General features: G+C 65.1%; 18 protein-coding genes and 3 tRNA genes. 10 read left to right on the top strand and 11 right to left on the bottom strand.

Annotated features, from left to right (window positions below):
- Positions 1-2463, bottom strand: a complete 2463-nt coding sequence (gene rnr / locus BMI01S_RS09090) for a ribonuclease R (protein WP_028209999.1) — start codon at positions 2461-2463, stop codon at positions 1-3.
- A gap of 404 nt (positions 2464-2867) precedes the next feature.
- On the opposite strand from rnr, the gene BMI01S_RS09085 reads away from it, so the two are divergent.
- A tRNA-Leu gene (locus BMI01S_RS09085) sits at positions 2868-2954 on the top strand.
- A 188-nt stretch (positions 2955-3142) separates the two neighbouring features.
- Positions 3143-3229: transfer RNA gene (locus BMI01S_RS09080), tRNA-Leu, on the top strand.
- Between the two features lie 109 nt (positions 3230-3338).
- Here BMI01S_RS09080 and BMI01S_RS41885 read toward each other — a convergent pair.
- The 7 genes from BMI01S_RS41885 to cysS all read right to left on the bottom strand — a co-directional run bounded on the left by BMI01S_RS41885 (position 3339) and on the right by cysS (position 11057).
- The gene (locus tag BMI01S_RS41885) at positions 3339-3545 is read right to left on the bottom strand and encodes a hypothetical protein (protein WP_028210000.1); all 207 of its coding nucleotides are present in this window, start codon (positions 3543-3545) and stop codon (positions 3339-3341) included.
- 482 nt (positions 3546-4027) lie between these two features.
- Positions 4028-4121: transfer RNA gene (locus BMI01S_RS09070), tRNA-Ser, on the bottom strand.
- A gap of 201 nt (positions 4122-4322) precedes the next feature.
- The gene (locus BMI01S_RS09065) at positions 4323-5573 is read right to left on the bottom strand and encodes an aspartate kinase (RefSeq protein ID WP_028210001.1); all 1251 of its coding nucleotides are present in this window, start codon (positions 5571-5573) and stop codon (positions 4323-4325) included.
- A 544-nt stretch (positions 5574-6117) separates the two neighbouring features.
- On the bottom strand, positions 6118-7569 hold the full coding sequence (gene tilS / locus BMI01S_RS09060) for a tRNA lysidine(34) synthetase TilS (RefSeq protein WP_028210002.1): 1452 nt from the start codon (positions 7567-7569) through the stop codon (positions 6118-6120).
- Positions 7570-7615: 46 nt separating this feature from the next.
- Positions 7616-8587 (bottom strand): acetyl-CoA carboxylase carboxyltransferase subunit alpha, encoded by a 972-nt coding sequence (locus BMI01S_RS09055; RefSeq protein ID WP_028210003.1) that lies wholly within the window; start codon positions 8585-8587, stop codon positions 7616-7618.
- A gap of 128 nt (positions 8588-8715) precedes the next feature.
- A complete protein-coding gene (locus BMI01S_RS09050) occupies positions 8716-9612 on the bottom strand; it encodes a DNA-3-methyladenine glycosylase family protein (protein ID WP_028210004.1) in 897 nt (298 codons plus the stop codon).
- Between the two features lie 47 nt (positions 9613-9659).
- Entirely contained in the window at positions 9660-11057 is a 1398-nt protein-coding gene (gene cysS / locus BMI01S_RS09045) for a cysteine--tRNA ligase (protein ID WP_028210005.1), read from the bottom strand.
- A gap of 299 nt (positions 11058-11356) precedes the next feature.
- Here cysS and BMI01S_RS09040 point away from each other — a divergent pair, with 299 nt between their 5' ends.
- From BMI01S_RS09040 to BMI01S_RS09025, 4 genes are all read left to right on the top strand, one after another.
- The gene (locus BMI01S_RS09040; protein WP_028210006.1) at positions 11357-12070 is read left to right on the top strand and encodes a tetratricopeptide repeat protein; all 714 of its coding nucleotides are present in this window, start codon (positions 11357-11359) and stop codon (positions 12068-12070) included.
- Between the two features lie 61 nt (positions 12071-12131).
- Entirely contained in the window at positions 12132-12716 is a 585-nt protein-coding gene (locus tag BMI01S_RS09035; protein ID WP_028210007.1) for a peptidylprolyl isomerase, read from the top strand.
- A gap of 185 nt (positions 12717-12901) precedes the next feature.
- Positions 12902-13396: a peptidylprolyl isomerase gene (locus BMI01S_RS09030; RefSeq protein ID WP_028210008.1), complete on the top strand. Its 495-nt coding sequence runs from the start codon at positions 12902-12904 to the stop codon at positions 13394-13396.
- 31 nt (positions 13397-13427) lie between these two features.
- Positions 13428-14225: a UDP-2,3-diacylglucosamine diphosphatase gene (locus tag BMI01S_RS09025; protein WP_028210009.1), complete on the top strand. Its 798-nt coding sequence runs from the start codon at positions 13428-13430 to the stop codon at positions 14223-14225.
- 94 nt (positions 14226-14319) lie between these two features.
- Here the strand turns inward: BMI01S_RS09025 and cysE are convergent, their stop codons facing one another.
- The gene (cysE, locus tag BMI01S_RS09020) at positions 14320-15141 is read right to left on the bottom strand and encodes a serine O-acetyltransferase (protein WP_042289004.1); all 822 of its coding nucleotides are present in this window, start codon (positions 15139-15141) and stop codon (positions 14320-14322) included.
- A 210-nt stretch (positions 15142-15351) separates the two neighbouring features.
- The gene (locus BMI01S_RS09015; RefSeq protein ID WP_238327614.1) at positions 15352-16137 is read right to left on the bottom strand and encodes an RNA methyltransferase; all 786 of its coding nucleotides are present in this window, start codon (positions 16135-16137) and stop codon (positions 15352-15354) included.
- A gap of 463 nt (positions 16138-16600) precedes the next feature.
- Here BMI01S_RS09015 and BMI01S_RS09010 point away from each other — a divergent pair, with 463 nt between their 5' ends.
- The 4 genes from BMI01S_RS09010 to BMI01S_RS08995 all read left to right on the top strand — a co-directional run bounded on the left by BMI01S_RS09010 (position 16601) and on the right by BMI01S_RS08995 (position 23071).
- Complete coding sequence (locus BMI01S_RS09010) at positions 16601-17401, top strand: inositol monophosphatase family protein (protein WP_028210011.1); 801 nt, start codon at positions 16601-16603, stop codon at positions 17399-17401.
- Positions 17402-17532: 131 nt separating this feature from the next.
- Positions 17533-18831, top strand: coding sequence for a lysophospholipid transporter LplT (gene lplT / locus BMI01S_RS09005; protein WP_028210012.1), 1299 nt, complete (start codon positions 17533-17535; stop codon positions 18829-18831).
- 108 nt (positions 18832-18939) lie between these two features.
- Positions 18940-21624, top strand: coding sequence for a DNA mismatch repair protein MutS (gene mutS / locus BMI01S_RS09000; protein ID WP_028230461.1), 2685 nt, complete (start codon positions 18940-18942; stop codon positions 21622-21624).
- Between the two features lie 73 nt (positions 21625-21697).
- Positions 21698-23071, top strand: coding sequence for a hypothetical protein (locus BMI01S_RS08995; protein WP_154671170.1), 1374 nt, complete (start codon positions 21698-21700; stop codon positions 23069-23071).
- Between the two features lie 10 nt (positions 23072-23081).
- Here BMI01S_RS08995 and BMI01S_RS08990 read toward each other — a convergent pair whose 3' ends face one another.
- Positions 23082-23627, bottom strand: coding sequence for an FKBP-type peptidyl-prolyl cis-trans isomerase (locus BMI01S_RS08990; RefSeq protein ID WP_028210014.1), 546 nt, complete (start codon positions 23625-23627; stop codon positions 23082-23084).
- Positions 23628-23648: the final 21 nt, after the last annotated feature.

The raw sequence follows: 23648 nt of genomic DNA, 5'->3' as shown, positions 1-23648 counted from the left end.
TCAGCGCTTCTTGCGCGACGGCTGTTTTTTGGCCGTCGACTTGGCGGCCGAACGCTTCTTCGCGGTCTTGGCTGCGCCGCGCGCCGCGCGCGCCTCCTTGACCGCGGCGCTCGGCGCCGGCGCGGCTCGCTTCTGCCGCGCGGCGTCGCCGCCCGCTATCGCGCGCACGCGCGGACCGCCTTCCATACCGCCCTTCTCGGCCGGCATCGGCCGGCTGCCACCCGCCTTCACGGGCGTATCGCGCACGAGACGGAAGTCGATCTTGCGGGCATCGAGATCCACGCGGCTCACCTGCACGCGTACGCGATCCGAGAGGCGATAGCGAATACCGGTGCGTTCGCCGCGCAGCTCGTTCTTGATCTCGTCGTACTGGAAGTAGTCGGAGCCCAGCTCCGTCACGTGCACGAGACCTTCGATGAAGAGCGCGTCGAGCTGCACGAAAATGCCGAACGACGTCACGCCGCTCACCATCCCGCCGTATTCCTCGCCGAGCTTGTCGCGCATGAAGTAGCACTTGAGCCACGCCTCGACGTCGCGCGAGGCTTCGTCGGCGCGGCGCTCGTTTGCCGAGCAGTGCAGGCCCAGTTCTTCCCAGATCGCCGTGTTGCTCCCCCGGGCGCGCCGGCCGCGCTTCTCTTCGTCCTCGGCCTGCAACGCGCGCGCGCGCGGCGAAAGCGCGGTGTTGAGCTCGACGCCCTCGGGCGCGTGCGGCTGATACTTCTTGCCCTGCAGGATCGCGTAGATCGCGCGGTGCGTGAGCAGATCGGGATAGCGGCGAATCGGGCTCGTGAAGTGCGCATAGGCCTCGTACGCGAGCCCGAAGTGCCCGATGTTGTCCGGGCTGTAGACGGCCTGCTGCATCGAGCGCAGCAGCATGGTCTGCAGCATCTGCGCGTCGGGCCGGTCGCGGATGTGCGCCATCAGCGCGGCGTAATCGCTCGCGTGCGGCGTGTCGCCGCCACCGAGCGAGAGCCCCATGCCGCGCAGGAAGGTGCGCAGATTCTCGAGCTTTTCGGCGGTCGGTCCCGCGTGCACCCGATAAAGGCCGGGGTGCTTGTGGCGCTTCATGAAGTCCGCCGCGCAGACGTTCGCGGCGAGCATGCACTCCTCGATCAGCTTGTGTGCGTCGTTGCGCTGACGCGGCACGATTTGCTCGATCTTGCCCTGCGCGTTGCAGACGATATACGTCTCCGTCGTATCGAAGTCGATCGCGCCGCGTTTCTGGCGCGCGGCGAAGAGCGACTTGTACACGCCGTAGAGGTTCTGCAGTTGCGGCAGCAGCGCCGCGCGGCGTGTCGCCTCCGGTCCCTTGGTGTTCGTGAGCACCGCCGCGACTTCGGTATACGTGAGGCGCGCGGCCGAGTGCATGACACCCGGATAGAACTGGTACGCCTTGATCTCGCCGCGCGCGGTGATCACCATGTCGCACACGAGCACGCAGCGATCGACGTGCGGATTGAGCGAACACAGCCCGTTGGAGAGCTTCTCGGGCAGCATGGGAATCACGCGGCGCGGGAAATACACCGAGGTGCTGCGCTCGATCGCGTCGATGTCGAGGCCCGTGCCGGGCAGCACGTAATGCGAAACGTCGGCGATCGCGACGATCAGGCGGAAGCCCTCGCCGCGGCCGACCTGGATCGGCTCGCAATAGACGGCGTCGTCAAAGTCGCGCGCATCTTCGCCGTCGATGGTGACGAGCGGCACGTCGCGCAGGTCCACCCGATAGCGGATGTCGGCGGGACGCACGGCGTCGGGCAGCTTTGCGGCTTCGTCGAGCGCGGGCCTGCTGAATTCGTGCGGCACGCCGTACTTGCGCACGGCGATCTCGATCTCCATGCCGGGATCGTCGATGTCGCCCAGCACTTCCATGACGCGACCGAGCGGCTGCGAATGGCGGCTGGGGAAGTCGGTCAGCTCGACGACCACGACCTGCCCGACCTTGGCCTTCTTGGGATTCTGCGTGACGAGAATGTCGTGGCCGATGCGCTTGTCCTCGGGCGCGACGATCAGCGCGCCGTTCTCGTTGAGCAGACGCCCGATCACGCTGCGATTCGCGCGGTCGGTGACTTCGACGATATGCCCTTCCGGGCGGCCGCGCCGGTCATAGCCGACGATGCGCGCGAGCACGCGATCGTTGTGCATGACCTTTTGCATTTCGCCTTGCGGCAGGAACAGGTCGTCCTGTCCGTCGTCGCGTACGAGGAAACCGTAGCCGTCACGATGGCCCTGCACGCGCCCCGCGACGAAACTGGAGGGATGGGCGAGCTGGTAATGGCCGCGCGAATCGAGCCGGATCTGCCCGTCGCGCTCCATGGCGGCGAGCCGCCTGAAGAATCCTTCGCGCTCCTGGCGCTTGATGGAAAGCGCCTCGGCGATATCGTTCGCGGTGCACGGCGAGTCGCTGGTCCGCAGCACGCCCAGGATTTCTTCGCGGCTGGGAATCGGGTACGGATATTTGCTCAAGGGCTTGTCGATGGTTGTTCTCGTTGCGTGGACGTCGGATTTCGCGCGACCCAAATTTGAGATACGAATGTGCAATATGTGCAATCCATCCGGGCGGCGCCCCGGTCTTCGAGTGCTGCAATCCGCCGGCCCGCGCGAGAACATCCACTCGCACCGCGATGCGCCCGCGCAAACCCGGGAGACCGCTTACGTTCGCCGGCGGAACTGCTGCGAGGCATTCTAACACTCGCATCGCACCCTAAGAGCCGCGCGAGCGGCGTCGCGGCGTGCCGAACCGGCCACGCCGTGCGACCGACGAAGCATCGGAAACCGCATTCCGTAGCGCAACACAAAACGCTTGACAGACACATTCGGCCCGCTATAATGGCGGTCTTTGCTGCACGTTGAACAGCAAACGACACCTTGCCCAGGTGGCGGAATTGGTAGACGCACCAGGTTCAGGTCCTGGCGGTGGCAACACTGTGGAGGTTCGAGTCCTCTCTTGGGCACCAGATTCAAAGGCCGGCTTAGCGCCGGCCTTTTTCATTCGTGTCGGCGCTTTATGGCGATGCGCTCGAGGACGACTGCGCCGATATCGCCCGAAGCGCAGTGGTCATCTTCCCGCGATGAAGATATTTTGAAAAGAATTATTGACAACCCAATTCAAACGCGTCATAATTTTTTTCTAGCTTGAAGACGTGCCCAGGTGGCGGAATTGGTAGACGCACCAGGTTCAGGTCCTGGCGGTGGCAACACTGTGGAGGTTCGAGTCCTCTCCTGGGCACCATGTGAAGTTCCATAAACTTCCATCGGAGTCTTCAAGTCATTGAAAAAGCCCGCAAATTGCGGGCTTTTTTGTTTTCTGACGCCCTATCGAAACTCATTGCCCGGCACATTCAACGTTCGCGTTCGCTCCAGACCGCTACGCCTGGGCGCGCCTCGTCGGCCACAACAACCGCAACACGGGTACGAACCGCAACGCAGGTGGTAGCCCCATCCTTGCCGCACTGCAAGCCGGAATCGATCTTCATCGCAGCGAACTCGACGGTGCCAGCATCGGCATCTATGGCGCGATGGGCCACAGTCACGGCGCGGCCGATCATATCGACGCCACCGGCACCACGACGCGCGCCGACAACATCAACTTCACCGGCTACTGCCTGGGACTCCGTACGGCACCTGGCTCGAAGACCACGGCGGCTATCTGGACGCCGTGCTGCAAGGCAGGAGCCTATGGGCATCCACCGCGACGACGACAGGTTCTGGCACGACTGGCAAGCTCTGCCATGGCATGCGTCAGAGGCACGCCAACATCCGGATGCGGACAGCGAGGCGAGGTACCCCCCACAGAGGAAACTCCGAAGGACAACTACAGGATTTGGGTGCAGCGGACCCAGGAGCTTTACGATGGCAGAATCCAGCCTCGCAAATTCACGCTATTGGCCACTGGAATCCATCGAGATTCATGGACGTTTGCGATGGAAAACACCGCGCCTGGCGCCAAACATTTGCTAGTCGGTTTGCGAGTACCCACAAACAAAAAACCCCGCAGAACCTGAATTCTGCGGGGTTTCGCCGCCATGACTGGCGGAGACGGAGGGATTCGAACCCTCGATCCAGGTTTTGGCCCAGATGCTCCCTTAGCAGGGGAGTGCCTTCGACCTCTCGGCCACGTCTCCCGAAAACTTCGTTCGCGCCAGGGAGGCAGCGCAACGAAGCCAAGATAATAGCGGGTTAGCGCGTCCCGGTCAATTCATACGACGCTTTTTTGCGAAGTTTTTTCTGCAGGCGCGCAACGGATGACGCTCGTGGCGTCAAGACTGCGCAGACACGCAAGGCGCCTGACAGAACACCAAAAGCCGGACACGAAAAAGCGCGAATTACGCGTGCTCGAGATCGAACGCCTTATGCAGTGCGCGGACCGCCAGCTCCATGTATTTCTCGTCGATCAGCACCGAGATCTTGATTTCGGAGGTCGAAATCATCTGGATGTTGATGCCCTCTTCCGAGAGCGTGCGGAACATCTTGCTCGCCACACCCACGTGCGAGCGCATGCCCACGCCGACCACCGAGACCTTCGACACCTTCGGGTCGCCCAGTACCTGCTCGGCGCTCACGTGCCCCTTCACCTGGTTGGTGAGGATGTCCATCGCGCGCTGGTAGTCGCCACGGCCCACCGTGAACGTGAAGTCGGTCTTGCCGGCCACGCTCTGGTTCTGGATGATCATGTCGACGTCGATGTTCGCGTCCGCCACCGGGCCGAGGATCTGGTACGCGATGCCCGGCTTATCGGGCACGCCCATCACGATGATGCGGGCCTCGTCGCGCTGGAACGCGATACCCGAGATGACTGCTTTTTCCATGGTCTCGTCTTCTTCAAAAGTAATCAGGGTGCCCGATTTCATTTCCTCGTCGAGGTTCATCATCGGGTCGGTCAGGCTGGAGAGCACACGCGTCTTTACCTGATACTTACCCGCGAATTCCACCGAGCGGATCTGCAGCACCTTCGAGCCGAGGCTGGCCATTTCCAGCATTTCTTCGAACGTAATGCGGTCGAGCCGGCGTGCGTCGTCGACCACACGCGGATCGGTCGTATAAACGCCGTCGACGTCGGTGTAGATGAGGCATTCATCGGCCTTCAGCGCGGCTGCGACCGCCACCGCCGACGTGTCCGAGCCGCCGCGGCCGAGCGTGGTGATGTGGCCTTCCGGGTCGATACCCTGGAAGCCCGTGATCACGACCACCTTGCCAGCGTCGAGATCGGCCAGCACGCGGTCGCCGTCGATGTCGTTGATGCGCGCCTTGGTGAACGAGCTGTCGGTTTTGACCGGGACTTGCCAGCCGGTGTAGCTGATGGCGTCGACGCCGGCTTCCTGGAGGGCGATCGACAGAAGGCCGACGCTCACCTGCTCACCGGTCGACGCGATCATGTCGAGTTCGCGCGGGTTCGGCTGCGGCGAAAGTTCTTTCGCGAGACCGAGCAGACGATTCGTTTCGCCGGACATTGCCGAAGGCACGACGACCATCTTGTGGCCAGCCTTGTGCCACTTGGCGACGCGCCTGGCGACGTTCTTGATGCGCTCCACCGAGCCCATCGAGGTGCCGCCGTATTTGTGTACGATGAGTGCCATTGTCGTTCTGAACTGGAGATGTTACCGCGCTGGCGCACTGGAAGACCGCGCCGCCCGGAGATTCACGGCCGTGGCGACGGCTTCATGCAGCGCGTGCAGCACGCGCGGGTTTTGCCTCAGGGGCGCGAAGCCCGGCGCATCGTATCGATGCGCGCATGGCCCAGGTTGTCCCTGGCTCTCGCGCCCTGCCCGCATGCCGCTATGACGTCCCTGCAACCGTCGGGTACCGCTCGAAGGAAAAATCGCACCTTCACGACACGGGCCGCTGTTGGCGGCGTTGGTGCACAAGCCGCTTTTGGCGGCGTCCGTGCACAGCCGCTTTTGGCGGCGTCCGTGAATGCGAAAAAGCGCGCGAAAAAAGCGGGCTGGACAAACGACTTACACTACCCGATCGGGCTCAAAATTACAAGACGCAACGGGCTCGTCGAAGACGAAAAAGGCTTGCGCGGCAAGCATTTGCGGGGGAAAGATCGACCGTTGCGGCACGATTTAACCGGACAAGGCCACTCGAGCTGCGAAAAAAAGTGCGCGACTGCCAGCAGGATCATGCGACCAGCAAGTCCTCGCGCCATTCGATGCGGCGCCACCTCGCGCCCTGATCGATCGACAAAGCACCGAACGCCGACCTGTTCACGCCGATACCGGGAACGAACAGCAACGTCTCGCCCGCGAAGAGGAGCGGCACGTCGCGCTCCCACGCCGGCACGCCGCGCAACTGAAACAGATTCTTGAGCGTGCGGCTCGACTTCGCCGCTTCGTCGCGCAGGCGCTCGCCACCGCTGCGCTCGCGCGCGATCAGCGGGGCGCCCGCCAGCACGTGCTCGGGAACGGAATCGGGATCGTCGGCAGTCGCGGGGGCAAAGACGTAGGTTCCGCGCCACGCTGGCAGGCGCCAGATTTCCTCGCCGCTCCAGTTCAACGACACCGGCGCGCGCGATGCGCGTTTCCCCGTGCCCTCGCCTTGCCCCCCGGCGCGCGCATGCTTGTCGTCCGCGTGTGCCATTTCCCAGAACACGCGTCCGCGATACGCGCGCAGCCGGCGTCCCGCATGATCGACGCGCAACGCGTGCCCGTTTCCGTCGTCGCGCGCGACTTCGCGTAACTGCCGCAGCATGTCCGCAAGCCGTCCAGCCGAGGCCGCCGGCATGCCGAGCGTTCGCATCCAGTAGCGCAGCAGGTTGAGCGCGCGCGCGTCGTCGCGCATGATCAGCGCGGCGTGGGAAAGCGCGCTGCCGCCTTCTCTCCCAATCTCGCGTAAATCGATATGGGCAAGCTCGTCGAGCAAACGCTGCGACGCGGCCGCATGCGCCGCCGTGCGCGCGAGCGCGTCGCGATAACCTGGAAAATGCGCGGAGAGCGCCGGCATCACGTCGTGACGCAAGGCGTTGCGCGCGTAGCGCGTATCGTCGTTCGACTCGTCGTCGATCCAGTTCAGGCCATGCGCGCGCGCATAGCGCTCCAGTTGCGCGCGCAACAAAGGCAGCAAGGGCCGCATGCGCGCCACGCCGTTCGCGCTCATGCGCGCCGGCGCCATCGCCGCGAGCCCAGCGAGACCGGCGCCGCGTAGCAATTGCAGCAGGACCGTCTCCGCCTGGTCGTCCGCATGCTGGGCGAGCCAGAGCGCCTGCGCGCCGTGCGCCTCGCACATCGCGTCGAGTGCGCGGTAGCGGGCATCGCGGGCTGCGGCTTCGACGCCCGCCGCGTCGTCGCGCGCGACCTCGACGCGCCGCGCGTCGAACGTCACGCCGTATGCGCGTGCCGTCGTCTCGCAATGCGCGAGCCACGCGTCTGCGTTCGGACTGAGCCCGTGATGGACGTGCAGGGCGACGAGACGCGCTGCTCCCGCCGCGCGCACGGCGGCATCGAGCAGCACCGACGAGTCGAGGCCGCCGCTATACGCAATCGCGATACGGGCATCGACGGGAAGCGTGGAAAGCACAACGCCGAGCGCATCGAGAACGATGCGCCCGGCGTCGGATTCGGGATGGTCGGTCACGGCACGAATGCGCCGGCAGACATTAAACGCGATGACGTCGCGCGCCTTACGCGCCCGGCGTCGTTTCCTTGAACTTGCCGTAGGCCATCAGGCGCTCGAAGCGGCGCTCCTTGAGGTCGGCGATGCTCATGCCCTGGAACTGGCGCAGCGAATCGGCAAGCGCGCGGCGCAGAAGCGCGGCCATGCCCTTCGGATCGCGATGCGCGCCGCCGAGCGGCTCGTTCACGATCTTGTCGATCAGACCGAGCGCCTTCAGGCGATGCGCCGTGAGGCCCAGCGCTTCGGCGGCTTCCGGGGCCTTCGCGGCGCTCTTCCAGAGGATCGACGCGCAGCCTTCCGGCGAAATCACGGAATAGGTCGAGAACTGCAGCATCATGACCGTGTCGGCCACCGCGACGGCGAGCGCGCCGCCCGAACCGCCCTCACCGATGATCGTCGTGATGATGGGCGTCTTGAGCTCGGCCATCACGTAGAGATTGCGGCCGATCGCCTCCGACTGGCCGCGCTCTTCGGCGCCGATGCCCGGGTAAGCACCCGGCGTGTCGACGAACGTGAAGATGGGCAGACCGAACTTCTCGGCAAGGCGCATCAGGCGCTCGGCCTTGCGATAGCCTTCCGGGCGCGGCATGCCGAAGTTGCGCGCGGCGCGCTCCTTCGTGTCGCGGCCCTTCTGATGCCCGATCACCATGCACGCCTGGCCGTTGAAGCGCGCGAGGCCGCCGACGACGGAGAGGTCGTCCGCAAACGAGCGATCGCCGTGGAGTTCGTGAAAATCGGTGAAAAGCTCGTGCACGTAATCGAGCGTGTAGGGACGCTGCGGATGACGCGCGATCTGCGAAACCTGCCACGGGCTCAGGTTCGCGTAGAGATCCTTCGTGAGCTGCTGACTCTTCTTCGACAGCCGCTCGATTTCTTCCGAAATATCGACGGCCGAGTCGTCCTGAACGAAGCGCAGTTCTTCGATCTTCGCTTCCAGTTCAGCGATCGGCTGTTCGAAATCCAGAAACGTGGTCTTCATGTGTGGGAATCCTTCACTTTGCGGCAGCGCGTATTCTAACCGCGCCAGCCCGCGCCGAAATCGGCCAAGAACTATCGATTTCTTTGATCGATAGCATTATCTTCACTAACAGACGAAGCGCCAGTCGATCACGACGGTTCGAGGCTGCGCCACATATACCAGGTCGCGACAGTACGCCACGGCTCCCAGTTGGCCGCGACTTCGCGCGCCTCGCTGCGCGTGACCGGCTCGCCACTGAAATAGTTGACGCTGATTGCGCGAATCAGGCCGAGATCGTCGAGCGGCAGCACGTTGGGGCGCGCAAGATTGAAGATCAGGAACATCTCGGCGGTCCAGCGCCCGATGCCGCGAATCGCCGTCAACTCGGCGATCACGTCCTCGTCTTCCATCGAGGTCCATTTGCCGACATGCAGCGCACCCGAGACGAAATGCTGCGCGAGATCGAGGATGTATTCCGTCTTGCGTTTGGAGAGCCCACAGGCGGCGAGCTTCTCGTGACCGAGCTTGATGAACTGCTGCGGCACGAGCTTCGGGCACGCGGCTTCCACGCGCTGCCAGAGCGCCTGCGCCGCCGCCGTCGAGATCTGCTGACCGACCACGGAGCGCGCGAGTGTGACGAACGGATCGTCGCGGCTCAGCAGATGCACCGGCCCGAACTTCGGAATCAGTTTCTTGAGAATGCGGTCGCGCTTGACGAGGTCGGCGCAGGCCTTGTCCCAATAGCCGGGGCGCTGCACTTCGAATTCGAGATCGCCGAGCGCGTTCGCCGCGGGCTCCACAGCCTCGAGCGCCGCCGGACCATTGGCGAGCACGGCGTCGATCGCCGCGCCGTCGAGCGCCTCGCGCTGCGCGGCCGAGCCGTTGGCCTTCGCGCGCGGGCGCTTTGCAGTCGCCTTTGCGCCCGGCTTGAGCGTTGCTTTCCCGCCTGCACCGTTGAGCGCGCGCCTCACGCCGGCCTTTGCGCCCGTCGTCCCGCCCGTTAGCGACGCAGACCGCCTGGTCTGCGTCTTCGTGGCCGTTACCATCCTGCCTCCTGCCTCGCGAATCGATCAGTGGAAACTGGACAGCCCGCTTACACGCGGCGCCACTCGGTCAACCCGCCCGGTTTGTCTTCGAGCGCGACACCGGCATCGAGCAGTTCGGCCCGAATCCGGTCTGCCTCCGCATATTGCTTCGCCTGCTTGGCCGCCGTGCGTGCCGCGATCTTCGCTTCGATCGCAGCCACGTCGAGCGCATCCGCATCTTGCGCGCCCGCGGCTTGCTGCAGGAACACGCGCGGCTCGCGCACGAGCAGTCCGATCAAGCGTGCGAGGCGTTGCAGCTGACGCGCGAGCACCGCATCGCGCGTGCGATTCACCTCGCTCGCCAATTCGAACAGCACGGCAATCGCCACCGGCGTGTTGAAGTCGTCGTTCATTGCTGCATGAAAACGCTGTGCATAGGGCTCTTTCCAGTCGAGCTCCCCCGCGTCGGGCGTCACGTCCTTCAACGCCGTGTAAAGACGCGTGAGCGCGTTGCGCGCGTCGTCGAGATGCACGTCGCTGTAGTTCAGCGGCGAGCGGTAATGCGCGCGCACCATGAAGAAGCGCACCACTTCAGCATCGTACTTCGCCAGCACTTCGCGGATCGTGAAAAAGTTGCCAAGCGATTTCGACATCTTCTCGTTGTCGATATTCACGAAGCCGTTATGCATCCAGGTATTGACGAACGTCTTGCCGGTTGCACCCTCGCTCTGCGCAATCTCGTTCTCGTGGTGCGGAAACTGCAGATCCTGGCCGCCGCCATGAATGTCGAAGTGCTCGCCGAGCAGCGCGCAGCTCATGGCAGAGCATTCGATGTGCCAGCCAGGACGCCCGCGCCCGTACTTCGAGTCCCAGCTCGTGTCGGCCGGCTCCTGCGGTTTTGCCTGCTTCCACAGCACGAAGTCAAGCGGATCCTGCTTGGCATCGTTCGTCGCCACACGCTCGCCCGCGCGCAGGTCCTCGATCGACTTGCCCGAAAGCGCACCGTAGTTCGCGAACTTGCGCACCGCGTAGTTCACGTCGCCGTCCGAACCCTGGTAGGCATAGCCGTGTTGCTCGAGCTTGCCGATCATGTCGAGCATCTGCGGGATGAACTGCGTCGCGCGCGGCTCGAGGTCGGGACGCTCGATGCCGAGCGCGTCCGCGTCTTCGTGAAGCGCCGCGATGAAACGGTCGGTGAGCTGCTTGATCGTCTCGCCGTTTTCCACCGCGCGACGAATGATCTTGTCGTCGATGTCGGTGATGTTGCGCACGTAGGTCACGTTGTAGCCGAGCGCGCGCAGCCACCGCTGCACGACGTCGAACACCACCATCACACGCGCATGCCCGACGTGACAATAGTCGTACACCGTCATCCCACAGACATACATACGCACGACGCCGGGCACGAGGGGCACGAAATTCTGTTTGTCACGCGCGAGCGTGTTGTAGATGCGCAGTGATTCCATAAAGACGATGGATACGTGGGTCGAAGGAAATCCGCGGCGACGCCGACGGCAGCCGGCGGGCGCGTTGGCCCGCGTTGTTCAGGCTGCTGTCTGTCGGCGCCCGGCCTGCAAACAGATGGCTACCGGAGCGGAGACGACCACGAGTGGCGAAAGAAAGCCCGGCGATTCAAGCGGCGCGCCCCGAATGCCCCGCACTGCAATTGCAATTCGACTATAACGAGCGAGGGACAAAGCGCGCGACGAAAACGCCCAGACCTTTTGTTAGAATGGCTCGGAGTATAACACCGCGACCTCACCCTATGAAACCTTCCAGCGGCCGCACGCCTCGTGCTGCGACCCTTGCCGCGTCGGCGCTTGCGAGCGCCGCGATCGTGCTGTGCAGCGTGAGCATCGCGCATGCCGCGCCCCCTCCGGCGACGGCTGACGGCACGCCCGGCGCAGACGCGGCGATCAGCCAGCACGACTGGGCGTCGGCGCTCACGCAGCTCGACGAGCGCATCAAGACGAATCCGCGAGACGTGCAGGCCAAATTCAAGCGGGCGACCATTCTCGCGCGCCTGAACCGCGACGACGACGCGATCGAGGCCTTCACCGAACTCACGCAGCTCTACCCCGAGCTGCCCGAGCCCTACAACAATCTTGCCGCACTCTATGCGAAGCACGGCCGCTACGACGAGGCGCGTGTCGCGCTCGAAACGGCCGTGAAGGCGAACCCTTCGTACGGGCTCGCTTGGGAGAATCTCGGCGACCTGTACCTGCGCCTCGCCGACACGTCATACCGCCGCGCGCAAACGCTCGGCCACGCGAGCGGCACCACGCCGCAGCGTCTCGCCGACATCGAGAAGATCATTTCGCCGCCGCCCGCGCAAAAGAAGCCGCGCGCCGCGTCGGCCGAAGCCGGGTCCGAAGCGAACTCGTCGCATCTCGTGCCCGCGCTCACCAACCCCGCGTACCAGTTCGGCGGCCCGACCGGTTCGCTGGCGATGCCGCCGTTCGTGGCGCCGTCGAACTAAGCCGCGGCGCGCGAAGCGTAGCGCGCCGCGACACGTATTTCCCGCACTTCCGAGGATACTCATGAAATGGTTGATGTTGGCGCTCGGCAGCGCCGCCCTGATCGCGAACGCACCGGCCTTTGCGCAAAACGGCCAGCCGGCCGCCGCGCATCCGCAGGTACTCTTCAAGACCAGTGAAGGCGACATTCGCGTCGAACTCTATCCCGAGAAGGCGCCGAAGACCGTCGACAACTTCCTCCAGTACGTGAAAGCCGGCCAGTACAACGGCACGATCTTTCATCGCGTGATCCGCGGCTTCATGATCCAGGGCGGCGGCTATACGCAAAGCTTCGTCGAGAAGCCCACGCGCGCGCCCATTGCGCTCGAAAGCCGCAATGGCCTGAAGAACCTCACGGGCACCATCGCGATGGCGCGCACGAGCGACCCGAACTCGGCCACCGCGCAGTTCTTCATCAACACCGTCGACAACGCCGGCCTCGACTATCCGAATCCGGACGGCAACGGCTATGCCGTGTTCGGCAAGGTCACCCAGGGCATGGATGTCGTGAAGAAGATCGAAGCGGCGCCCACCACCTCGCGCGGCCCGATGAGCGATGTGCCGCAAAAGGAAATCGTGATCCAGTCGGCCACGGTCGTCGGCAAGTAAGCGGCCGCGAGAAGCGTCCACAATACGGCGACAGCAGCACGAAGGTCGTCATCGACTAGCCGGGCGGCAACGCCGCCCTCATTCCCGTCGCGCGTCGCGGCGCCGGCACACGCGAGACAGCACGCCTCGCCTCGTGCCGTGGCGGCGACGTTCACTCCCCCAGCCACATGGCAAAGGATTCCATCATGGTCGAACTGCACACGAACCACGGCGTCATCAAGCTCGAACTGAACGCCGAGAAGGCCCCGAAGACGGTCGCAAACTTCCTCAACTATGTGAAGAACGGCCACTATGACGGCACGGTGTTCCACCGCGTCATCGACGGGTTCATGATCCAGGGCGGCGGCTTCGAAGCCGGCATGAAGCAAAAGCCCACGGAAGCGCCGATCGAGAACGAAGCGAACAACGGCCTGAAGAACGAGCGCGGCTCGATCGCCATGGCGCGCACCAACGACCCGCATTCGGCGAGCGCGCAGTTCTTCATCAACGTCGCCGACAACGACTTCCTGAACCACTCGTCGCCCACGCCGCAAGGCTGGGGCTACGCCGTGTTCGGCAAGGTCGTCGAGGGCCTCGAAGTGGTCGACAAGATCAAGAAGGTCAAGACCGGCTCGAAGGGCTTCCATCAGGACGTGCCGGTCGACGACGTCGTGATCGAGAAGGCCGTCGTCGTCGAATAAGTTTCACAACCATCACGCGCGAACTTCATCGATGCTGCAGGAAAAGGCTTTACGACACGCTGCTGCGGGCGTACCCGGCGAGGGCAAGCGCCCGCACGCGGCGCGCCCGTTCCTGTTCGTTTCCGATGTGCATCTGAATGAAGGCATTCCGCGTACGGTCGCCGCGTTCGAACGATTCATCCGGGTCACGGCCGATCAGGCCGACTCGGTGTTCATACTCGGCGACCTCTTCGAATACTGGATCGGCGACGACATGCTCGCCGATCCGTTCGTCGCGCGCATGACCGCGCTGATGCATACGCTCTCCGAGCGCGGCATCGCGCTCTACATCATGCATGGCAACCGCGACTTCCTGATGGGCAAGCGCTTCATGAAAGCGGCGGGCGCAATCTGGCTGCCCGACCCCATCGCCATCACCGCGTTCGGCACGCGCCTTGCGCTCGCGCACGGCGACGCGCTGTGCACCGACGATCGCGGCTATCAGCTCTTTCGCAAGCTCGCGCGCAACCGCCTCGTCCAGCTGCTCTTTCTCGCGTGGCCGTTTCGCTGGCGCCGCGCCATCGCCGAGCGGGCGCGCCGCGCGAGCGAGGACAAGCGCGGCGGGCCGCGCCTGCCGAAGTACGACGTCACCGCGAAAGGCGTCGCAACGCTCTTCAAGCGGGCACGCGCGAACACCATCGTGCACGGCCACACGCACCGGCCCGCGCGCCACCAGGAGCCTGGCGGCACACGCTGGGTCTTGCCCGACTGGGATCTCGATCACGGCAAGCCGCGCGGCGGCTACCTGCGGGTGGATGCCGAGGGATTCAGGTCATTGCCGCTGGACTGAAAGCGCGGTGCTAAAGAAGCGCCCCGCGCGTGGCGCGATGCGAACGCATCCAGCAGCCAGCGCCGCCTGGCTTGCGTCGTCGTAACACCGCGCATCAAGCACGCGCAGGCGCGCTCTCTTCGTGGATCGCGCCCTCGCCCTGCGGCGCGTCGCACTCCAGCCCCTCCGAGAGGCGCCGCAATTGCGCGAGTGCGGCATCGGCGCCATGCAGCGCCTCGAGCCGCGTCCCGAGCCGCTCCAACGCCACGACGATGGCATCGACGCGCTGCGTTTGCGTAGCCGCGTGATCGATCAGGCCATGGATGGCGAGCGAAACCGGATCGTCGGCGTTGGGCGTGATGCCGTATGCGCAGAAGCCCTCGCGCGCCGAGGCCGGTTTTTCCTGTACCGGCGAACGCTTCGCGGGCGCAACGATGCGCGCGGGGTTGCCCACCGCCGTCGCGCCTTCGGGCACCGGCTTCACGACCACGGCGTTGGAGCCGATCTTCGCCCCAGCGCCCACGGTGAAACCGCCGAGCACTTTGGCGCCAGCACCCACGATTACACCGGGGCCGAGCGTCGGGTGGCGCTTCGCGCCGCGCGTGAGCGAGGTGCCGCCGAGCGTGACGCCCTGGTAGATGGTGCAGTCGTCGCCGACCTCGGCCGTCTCGCCGATCACGACGCCCATCCCGTGATCGATGAACACGCGCCGCCCGATGGTCGCGCCCGGATGGATCTCGATACCGGTGAGAAATCGCGCGACCTGCGAGACATAACGCGCAAGCCAGCGACGTTTCGCACGCCAGCATGCATGCGCGAAGCGATGCAGCACGAGCGCATGCAGACCCGGATAACAGGTCAGGACTTCCCACGCGCTGCGGGCGGCGGGATCGCGCTCGCGGATCGTGGCGATGTCTTCGCGAAGTCTCTTGAACATGGCAGTCACGCTAAAAAAACGGATGAAACATGGGAGGAAGGCCATACGCCGCGGCGACATGAGGCACCCGCCGGGCGGCCTTTGCAGCCACGCGCATTTGCTTATGATGTTTTGGCCGGTTTTCAGGCGATTGTAGGCGCAAAGCCGCTTTGAGGCGGGATGCCCTCGTCGGCGGCAAGGTTGGTGCGCGGGCTAGCGCCGCCGCGCGGCTCAGCTTTTTTCGCCGCCTTTGCCCTTGAGCATCAGGATGTGCTTCGCAATGCCGCGCACGATATTGACTTCCTCGCGCTCGAGCCCCGAGCGCGCGAAGAGCCGTCGCAGGCGCGACATCAGTTTCTTCGGATTGGCGGGGTCGAGAAAGTCGAGCGCAATGAGCGCGTTCTCGAGGTGCACGTACATGCGTTCGATGTCGTCGCTCGTCGCGAGAGGCGAACCGGCGCCCGGCGCAACGGCGGCCGCCGCCGGAAATGCCGCGGCCGGCGCGCTCTCGCCCAGGTAGGCAAGACGGAGTTCGTAGGCGAGCACCTGCACCGCCTGGGCGAGGTTGAGCGAGCTATAGGCCGGATTTGCCGGGATATGCGCGAGTGCGCTGCAGCGCTCGACGTCATCGTTCGCGAGACCGGTGCGCTCGTTTCCGAAGACGAGCGCGATATCGCCGCCGTGCGCCACCTGGCGGCAGGCGTCCTGCACCGCAACGCGTGGCGCGCTGGGGGGCGGTCCGTACTCGCGCGTGCGCGCCGTGAGCGCGAGCGACCACTGGACGCCGGCCAGCGCGTCGGCGAGCGTCGGCACGATGTGGGCGGCCGCGAGCACGTCGTCGGCGCCACTCGCCATCGCCACCGCCTCGGGGTCGCAATGGACCTGGGGCACACGCGGCGCCACCAGCACGAGACGCGAGAAGCCCATTGTCTTGAGCGCGCGCGCGGCCGCGCCGACATTTCCGGGGTGGCTCGGCTCGACGAGGACGAAGCGGGTGGACGTGAAACCGCCGCGCAGCGGCTCGTGAGCGTCGCCGGCGGCGGCCGCGGTTGCCGCACCGGCGCGGGCAACGGGTGAATCGGGGTGCACCAAGATGAGTCTCTGACGCGAACGTAAGGAAAGGCTCTATGTTAGCGCGCCTCGTTCCCCAGTAGACACGGGAAAGCGGTGCGCCGCCAGCCGGAGCGGGCCGGTCTCGGGTAAAATGGCGGTTTCGCGCGCGCTGGGCGCAGCGCCGAGCCGCTTTCTGGCTTGCGTAGCGTCCGGCAGGCAACTGGCAAGCTGACACGTTCACAATCAGCGAGCGCCGCCGCGCCCCGCTCTTATCCAATTCGTCTCCGTTGGCGGGACAGGTTCCGCAGGCGCTACCCAGGGCCCGCGCCCTGTCCAATCGTTAGACGCTTTTATCTTCTGCACCACCGGCGCGCCGCACGTTCGAGGCTATTCGAGCGCGAGTGCCGGACAACAAGGATCCTGGCTCATGCATCCCATGCTCAACATCGCTGTCAAGGCCGCGCGCCGCGCCGGACAGATCATCAACCGCGCGTCGCTCGACCTCGACCTCGTGCAGGTCGCGAAGAAGCAGCACAACGATTTCGTCACGGAAGTCGACAAGGCGGCCGAATCCGCCATCATCGAAACGCTCAGGACCGCCTACCCCGACCACGCCATCCTGGCCGAGGAATCGGGCGAATCGGTGAACGAGTCCGAATACCAGTGGATCATCGATCCGCTCGACGGCACCACCAATTTCATCCACGGCTTCCAGTACTACTGTGTCTCGATCGCGCTCGTGCACAAGGGCATCGTCACGCAGGCCGTCGTCTACGATCCGACCCGCAACGATCTCTTTACCGCCTCGCGCGGCCGCGGTGCGTTCCTCAACGACCGCCGCATCCGCGTGGGCCGCCGCGACCGTCTCGCCGACGGCCTGATCGGCACCGGCTTCCCGTTCCGCGAGAAGGACGGCCTCGCGAGCTACTGCGACCTGTTCGCCGAGATGACCAACGCATGCGCGGGCCTGCGCCGCCCGGGCGCCGCCGCGCTCGATCTGGCGAACGTCGCCGCGGGCCGCATGGACGGCTTCTTCGAGCAAGGCCTCAACCCGTGGGATGTCGCAGCGGGCGCCCTGCTCGTCACCGAAGCCGGCGGTCTGATCGGCAACTACACGGGCGATTCCGACTTCCTGCACGAGGGTGAAATCGTCGCGGGCAATCCGAAGATCTACGCGCAGATGGTGCCGATCCTCTCGAAGTACACGCGCGTCAACAAGGCTGCATAAGCGCCCATGAGCGTCGCGGCCAGGGCACGCGCCGGGTCCACCCCGCGCTTCGCATGCGCATCGAGCGGCTCCGGCCGCTTTTTTGTTTGCGCCGCTTGCGCTGCGCCGCGAGCGAACCCCGCACGCATCCGATGAAGAAAGGCTTCTATACGATCATCGCCGCGCAGTTCGTGTCGTCGCTCGCCGACAACGCGCTCCTCATCGCGGCGATTGCGCTGCTCACGGTCATCTCGTCGCCCGCCTGGGTCACACCGCTGCTGCAGATCTTTTTCACGATCTCCTACGTACTACTCGCGCCCTTCGTCGGCGCGTTCGCCGACGCCCTGCAAAAGCGCCACGTGATGTTCATCTCGAACGCGCTGAAGGCAGGCGGCTGCCTGCTGATGGTTGCGGGCGTGCATCCGATGATCGCCTACGGCGTGGTCGGTTTCGGCGCGGCTGCGTACTCGCCCGCAAAGTATGGAATCCTGACTGAATTGCTGCCGGCAGAAAAGCTGATCGCCGCGAATGCGTGGCTCGAATCGGCCACGGTGCTCTCCACCATCGTCGGCACGATGCTGGGCGGCGCGCTCGTGTCGACTTACGCCGACCGCTTCGTGACGCGCCATCCGCTGCCATTCGTCCATTCCGCCGCCGGTCTGGCGATGATCGCCGTCATGATCACGTATGCGCTCGCCGCGTTCATCAACATCGGTATTCCCGACACGGGCGCGCGCTACGAGAACCGGCTCAAGGAGCCCGCGCGGCTCGTAGGGGAGTTCACCCGCTGCTTCAACGTGCTCTGGGCGGACAAGCTCGCGCAGATCGCGCTCTGGGTCACCACGCTGATGTGGGGTGCGGCAGTCACGCTGCAACTGCTCGTGCTGAAGTGGGCCGATGCGAACCTCGGCCTCTCGCTCTCCAAAGCCGCCGTGATGCAGGGCGTAACAGGCCTCGGCATTGCGCTCGGCGCGGGCGCCGCGGCCGCGTGGGTGTCGCTGCGCGCTTCGCTGCGCGTGCTGCCCGTGGGCGTGCTCTGCGGCGCGGTGGCGGTGGGCATGGCGTTCTATAGCAAGGGCCTCTTTCCACACGGTGTCGGCGTGCGCTTCGGCACACTCTTCGTGCCCTTCTATCTGCTTTTCGCGTATCCATTGATGGTGCTGCTCGGCGTACTCGCGGGTTTCTTCATTGTGCCGATGAACGCCTTGCTTCAGCATCGGGGCGCGACGCTCCTTTCGGCGGGCCATTCCATCGCTGTGCAGAACTTCAACCAGAACCTCGCGGTGCTGCTCATGCTCGGTGCGTATGCGCTGCTGCTCACCGCAAAGGTGCCCGTGCAATGGATCATCGTCGTCTTCGGCGTGTTCGTCGGCACGATGATCTGGCTCGCCATGCGGCGCAGTGCGGCAAACGCGCGCGCCGTGAACCTCCAGGCGCTGGTGGACGAATGACGCAAGCGCCTGCGGCATCACCTGCGACAGCGTTAGCCGAAAGGCTGGCTTTACATGCAATCGGCGCGCGTTAAACTCACGCCCTGAACCCTTAGCAAGACACCGAGGATGGCTACAGACACCGCCGGCGCAGCCGACATCGCGCAACACACCCCCATGATGCAGCAGTACCTGCGCATCAAGGCCGACCATCCGGGCACGCTCGTGTTCTACCGGATGGGTGACTTCTACGAACTGTTCTTCGAAGACGCCGAGAAAGCCGCGCGCCTGCTCGACCTCACGCTCACGCAGCGTGGCGCCTCGGCGGGTAATCCGATCAAGATGGCCGGCGTGCCGCATCACGCGGTCGAGCAATATCTCGCGAAGCTCGTGAAACTGGGCGAGTCGGTGGCGATCTGCGAGCAGATCGGCGATCCGGCCACCTCGAAGGGCCCGGTCGAGCGCAAGGTGGTGCGCGTCGTCACGCCCGGCACGCTGACGGACGCCGCCCTGCTTTCCGACAAGAACGACGTCTACCTGATGGCCGTCTGCCCCGGTCACAACCGGCGCGGCGCGACCGTCAACGTCGGGCTCGCATGGCTCAATCTCGCAAGCGGCGCGCTGCGCCTCGCGGAACTCGCGCCGGAACAGGTCGCCACGGCATTCGAACGCATTCGTCCGGCCGAAATTCTCGTTGCGGAAATGCCTGCGGAAACGGCCGCGTGGGCTCCGCCTGCCGGCATCGGCGCGCTCACGCGTGTGCCCGCATGGCACTTCGATGTCAGCTCGGGCAAGCAACGTCTGTGCGATCAACTCGATGTGGCAAGCCTGGATGGCTTCGGCGCGCAAACGCTCACGAGCGCATGCGGCGCGGCGGGCGCGCTGCTGCTCTATGCGGCGGCCACGCAGGGCCAGCAACTGCGCCACGTGCGCAGCCTCAAGGTCGAAGTCGAATCGGAATACATCGGGCTCGATCCGGCTACCCGGCGCAACCTCGAACTCACCGAAACGCTGCGCGGCACCGAATCGCCCACGCTCTGCTCGCTGCTCGACACTTGCAGCACGGCCATGGGCAGCCGCCTGCTGCGGCACTGGCTCCACCACCCGCCGCGCGCAGCGGCAATCGCGCAATTGCGCCAGCAAGCCATCGGCGCGCTGCTCGAAGCGCCGCCGCAAGCGAGCGTCGACACCTTGCGCGCCGCCTTGCGCCAGATCGCCGACGTCGAGCGCATCACCGGGCGGCTAGCGCTGCTTTCCGCGCGCCCGCGCGATCTTTCCAGCCTGCGCGACACCTTCGCCGCGCTGCCCGCGCTGCGCGAACAGGTCGCGGCCGCAAGCGGCTCAGCGACGTCGCTCGCGCACATCGCCGCGGCGCTCGAACCGCCCCCCGAGTGCGCAGCGCTGCTGCAGCGCGCGGTCGCGCCCGAACCCGCGGCAATGGTGCGTGACGGCGGCGTGATTGCACGCGGCTACGATGCGGAACTCGACGAACTGCGCGATATCTCCGAAAACTGCGGCCAGTTCCTGCTCGACCTCGAAACGCGCGAGCGCGCGCGCACCGGCATCGGCAATCTGCGCGTCGAGTACAACAAGGTGCACGGCTTCTATATCGAAGTCACGCGCGGCCAGACCGACAAGGTCCCCGACGACTATCGCCGCCGACAGACGCTCAAGAACGCCGAGCGCTACATCACGCCCGAACTCAAGACATTCGAGGACAAGGCGCTCTCGGCGCAGGAGCGCGCGCTCTCACGCGAGAAGGCACTCTATGACGCGCTGCTGCAGGCGCTGCTGCCGTTCATTCCCGATTGCCAGCGCGTGGCCTCGGCGCTCGCGGAACTGGACCTGCTGGCTGCATTCGCGGAACGCGCGCGGGCGCTCGACTGGAACGCGCCCACGTTTTCGGAGACGCCCGGCATCGAGATCGAGCAAGGCCGCCATCCGGTCGTCGAGGCTCAGGTCGAGCAGTTCATCGCCAATGACTGCCTGCTTGCCCCGGAACGCAAGCTGCTGCTCATCACCGGCCCGAACATGGGCGGCAAATCGACCTTCATGCGACAGACCGCGCTCATCGCGCTGCTGGCCTACGTAGGCAGCTACGTGCCGGCGAAACGTGCGCGTTTCGGGCCGATCGATCGCATCTTCACGCGCATCGGTGCCGCCGACGACCTCGCGGGCGGCCGTTCGACCTTCATGGTCGAAATGACCGAAGCCGCGGCCATTCTCAACGACGCCACGCCGCAAAGCCTCGTGCTGATGGACGAGATAGGACGCGGCACGTCGACGTTCGACGGCCTCGCGCTCGCGTGGGCCATCGCGCGGCACCTGCTCGCGAACAACGGCTGCCACACGCTCTTCGCCACCCACTATTTCGAGCTCACGCAACTGCCCGCCGAATTCGCGCAGGCGGCGAACGTGCATCTGTCGGCCGTCGAGCATGGTCACGGCATCGTCTTTCTGCACGCGGTGCAGGAAGGGCCGGCCAACCAGAGCTATGGCCTGCAGGTCGCGCAGCTCGCCGGTGTGCCGGCCGCCGTGATCCGCGCCGCGCGCAGGCATCTCGTGCATCTGGAGCAGCAATCGGCGGGACAGCCCGCACCGCAGCTCGATCTTTTTGCAGCGCCGGCCAGCGTGTACGACGACGAAGGGCCGCACGTGGAAGACCGCGCCGCGCCGGCCGAGGAGGATCGCGGGGCGTCACTCGTCGCACAACGGCTGCGCGAGCTCGATCCAAACGAGCTGCGTCCCCGCGATGCGCTCGATCTGTTGTACGAACTGCATGAACTGGCCACCGCGCCGGACGCGAAACGCTGAGCGTCGCCTCGCGACGCCGCCGCGGCCACTGCAACCGGCGCGCCGCGGCTGTCGCCGTTCGCGCTATCTGAAAATGATGCGCCGTGTGGCATGCGCGTTGATGCTGGTGTCCTCGCTTGGCTCGCCACTCGCGGCACATGCCCAGCCGGCGCGCTATGCCTTCGCGGTCGTGGCGAACGCACTGACTTCGCAGCCGGACGAAGCGTCGGCGCAGCGCCTCGTCGACGCCATCGGGCGCGATCCGCAAATCGCGTTCACCGTCTACGACGGCAATCTCAAAGGCGCGCACGAGAGCTGCGCCGATCAACTCTATGAGCGGCGTCATGACATCCTCGACGCGTCACGTGTGCCGCTCGTTTTCGTGCCCGGCGAGCACGACTGGGCCACGTGCGGCATGAGCGGCTCGGGCGCCTACGACCCTGCGGAGCGGCTCGATTTCCTGCGCCAGGAGTTCTTTGCCGATTCGAACTCGCTCGGGCAAAACCGCTTGACGCTCACACGGGAAAGCGAAGTCTCGCGCTTCCGCCCGTATCGTGAGAACATGCGCTGGCAGCTTGGCGACACCGTCTTCATCGGGCTGAACGTGCCCGACGGGAACAATCACTACCTCAATGCCGGCGGGCGCAATGGCGAGTTCGAAGATCGCGTGATCGCCAATGGCTTCTGGCTCGAACATGCGGCCGAATATGCGAGGCGCCGCAACGCGCGCGCCATCGTCATCTTCATGCAGGGCAATGCGATGCCCGAACATAGCGAGCGCCCCGACCGCTTTGCCTGGCTACGCTTTCATCGCGCGCCGCGCGACGGCTATGTCGAATTGCGCCGCAGCCTCGTGAGGCTCGCGCAAGCCTTTCGCGGCCCCGTGATCATCGTAAGTTCCGACGACGCAAAGCTCGCGCACGGCTTCACGATCGATCAGCCGTTGCGCAACGAGAAAGGCACAAGGATAGAAAACGTCACGCGCATCGCCTTCTCCTTGCGCGATCCGCTCACGCAGTGGCTGCAGGTGGACGCCGACACGACACGCAACACGCCACTGCGCGTGAGCGTGCGCGACGTCCCGAAACATCTCCCGCTGCTGCCTGGACAACCGTCGCCGACTCAGCCGGGAGCCGGACAGTCGCCAGCGATGCCGGAAATGCCCGAAGTTTCGTCGATGCCCGATGTGACCGAAATTCCCGGCATGCCTCAATCACCCGACGTCGCTCCAGTGACACCGGGTGCATCCGGCACCGCGGTGCCGCCAGGCGGAAATGGCGTGTTGATGCCAGCCTGGCCAGCGCAGGGCGGCCAGAACGGGCTAAGCGGTCAGAATCGAGGGAGTGGCCAGAACGGCCCGGACGGTGGATCCAGCGCAAGCAGTGGCGGCACGGGTCGCGGGAGCAATCCATCGCCTGAGATTCCGCAACCGCCCGGCGCACCGGCGTCGGGCGGCTTTGTGCACTGATCAGCGCGAATCAGTGCAGCGTGGGCTTCGAAGCACCTTCGTCGCCGTCGTCTTCTTCATCTTCGTCGACGATTTCGAGGCCGTCCGCACCGTGCGCGTGCTCATGCTCGATCTCGTCTTCGGTGGCGACGCGAACTTCCTTGACCGTGAGCGCGAAACGCAGCGCCATGCCCGCGAGCGGATGATTCCCGTCGAGCACGACCTTGTCTTCCGCGACGTCCGTGACGGTGTAGACGAGCGTATCGAGGTCTTCGTCGCCTTCTTCGGGCGTGCCTTCGAATTGCATGCCGACTTCAAGCGGCTCGGGAAAACGGTTGCGTGGCTCGATCTTCACGAGCTCGGGATCGTACTCGCCAAAGGCGTCCTGCGGTTCAAGCTGGATCTGGGTCTCGAAGCCCGGCTCCTGCCCGTCCAGCACTTCCTCGATCTTGGGGAACGTGCCATCATAGCCGCCGTGCAGATAGACCATCGGCTCGTCGCTTTCCTCTATCAGATTGCCCTGCGCATCCGATAGCTTGTAAGCGACCGACACGACGGTGTCCTTTGCAATTTTCATTCGTTCCTCCAGTTACAGCTC

The organism is Paraburkholderia mimosarum LMG 23256 = NBRC 106338 (assembly GCF_000739815.1).
Taxonomy (GTDB): domain Bacteria; phylum Pseudomonadota; class Gammaproteobacteria; order Burkholderiales; family Burkholderiaceae; genus Paraburkholderia; species Paraburkholderia mimosarum.
Note: the sequence above shows the minus strand (reverse complement) of the source record. Positions and strands in the feature narration are given on the sequence as shown.

Excerpts from the sequence above, each read along its gene's own strand:
- BMI01S_RS41885 (WP_028210000.1), bottom strand. The coding sequence starts at position 3,545 with ATGATCGGCCGCGCCGTGACTGTGGCCCATCGCGCCATAGATGCCGAT.
- BMI01S_RS09065 (WP_028210001.1), bottom strand. The coding sequence starts at position 5,573 with ATGGCACTCATCGTACACAAATACGGCGGCACCTCGATGGGCTCGGTG.
- BMI01S_RS09055 (WP_028210003.1), bottom strand. The coding sequence starts at position 8,587 with ATGAAGACCACGTTTCTGGATTTCGAACAGCCGATCGCTGAACTGGAA.
- BMI01S_RS09050 (WP_028210004.1), bottom strand. The coding sequence starts at position 9,612 with ATGGTAACGGCCACGAAGACGCAGACCAGGCGGTCTGCGTCGCTAACG.
- cysS (WP_028210005.1), bottom strand. The coding sequence starts at position 11,057 with ATGGAATCACTGCGCATCTACAACACGCTCGCGCGTGACAAACAGAAT.
- BMI01S_RS09040 (WP_028210006.1), top strand. The coding sequence starts at position 11,357 with ATGAAACCTTCCAGCGGCCGCACGCCTCGTGCTGCGACCCTTGCCGCG.
- BMI01S_RS09035 (WP_028210007.1), top strand. The coding sequence starts at position 12,132 with ATGAAATGGTTGATGTTGGCGCTCGGCAGCGCCGCCCTGATCGCGAAC.
- BMI01S_RS09030 (WP_028210008.1), top strand. The coding sequence starts at position 12,902 with ATGGTCGAACTGCACACGAACCACGGCGTCATCAAGCTCGAACTGAAC.
- BMI01S_RS09025 (WP_028210009.1), top strand. The coding sequence starts at position 13,428 with ATGCTGCAGGAAAAGGCTTTACGACACGCTGCTGCGGGCGTACCCGGC.
- cysE (WP_042289004.1), bottom strand. The coding sequence starts at position 15,141 with ATGTTCAAGAGACTTCGCGAAGACATCGCCACGATCCGCGAGCGCGAT.
- BMI01S_RS09010 (WP_028210011.1), top strand. The coding sequence starts at position 16,601 with ATGCATCCCATGCTCAACATCGCTGTCAAGGCCGCGCGCCGCGCCGGA.
- lplT (WP_028210012.1), top strand. The coding sequence starts at position 17,533 with ATGAAGAAAGGCTTCTATACGATCATCGCCGCGCAGTTCGTGTCGTCG.
- mutS (WP_028230461.1), top strand. The coding sequence starts at position 18,940 with ATGGCTACAGACACCGCCGGCGCAGCCGACATCGCGCAACACACCCCC.
- BMI01S_RS08995 (WP_154671170.1), top strand. The coding sequence starts at position 21,698 with ATGATGCGCCGTGTGGCATGCGCGTTGATGCTGGTGTCCTCGCTTGGC.
- BMI01S_RS08990 (WP_028210014.1), bottom strand. The coding sequence starts at position 23,627 with ATGAAAATTGCAAAGGACACCGTCGTGTCGGTCGCTTACAAGCTATCG.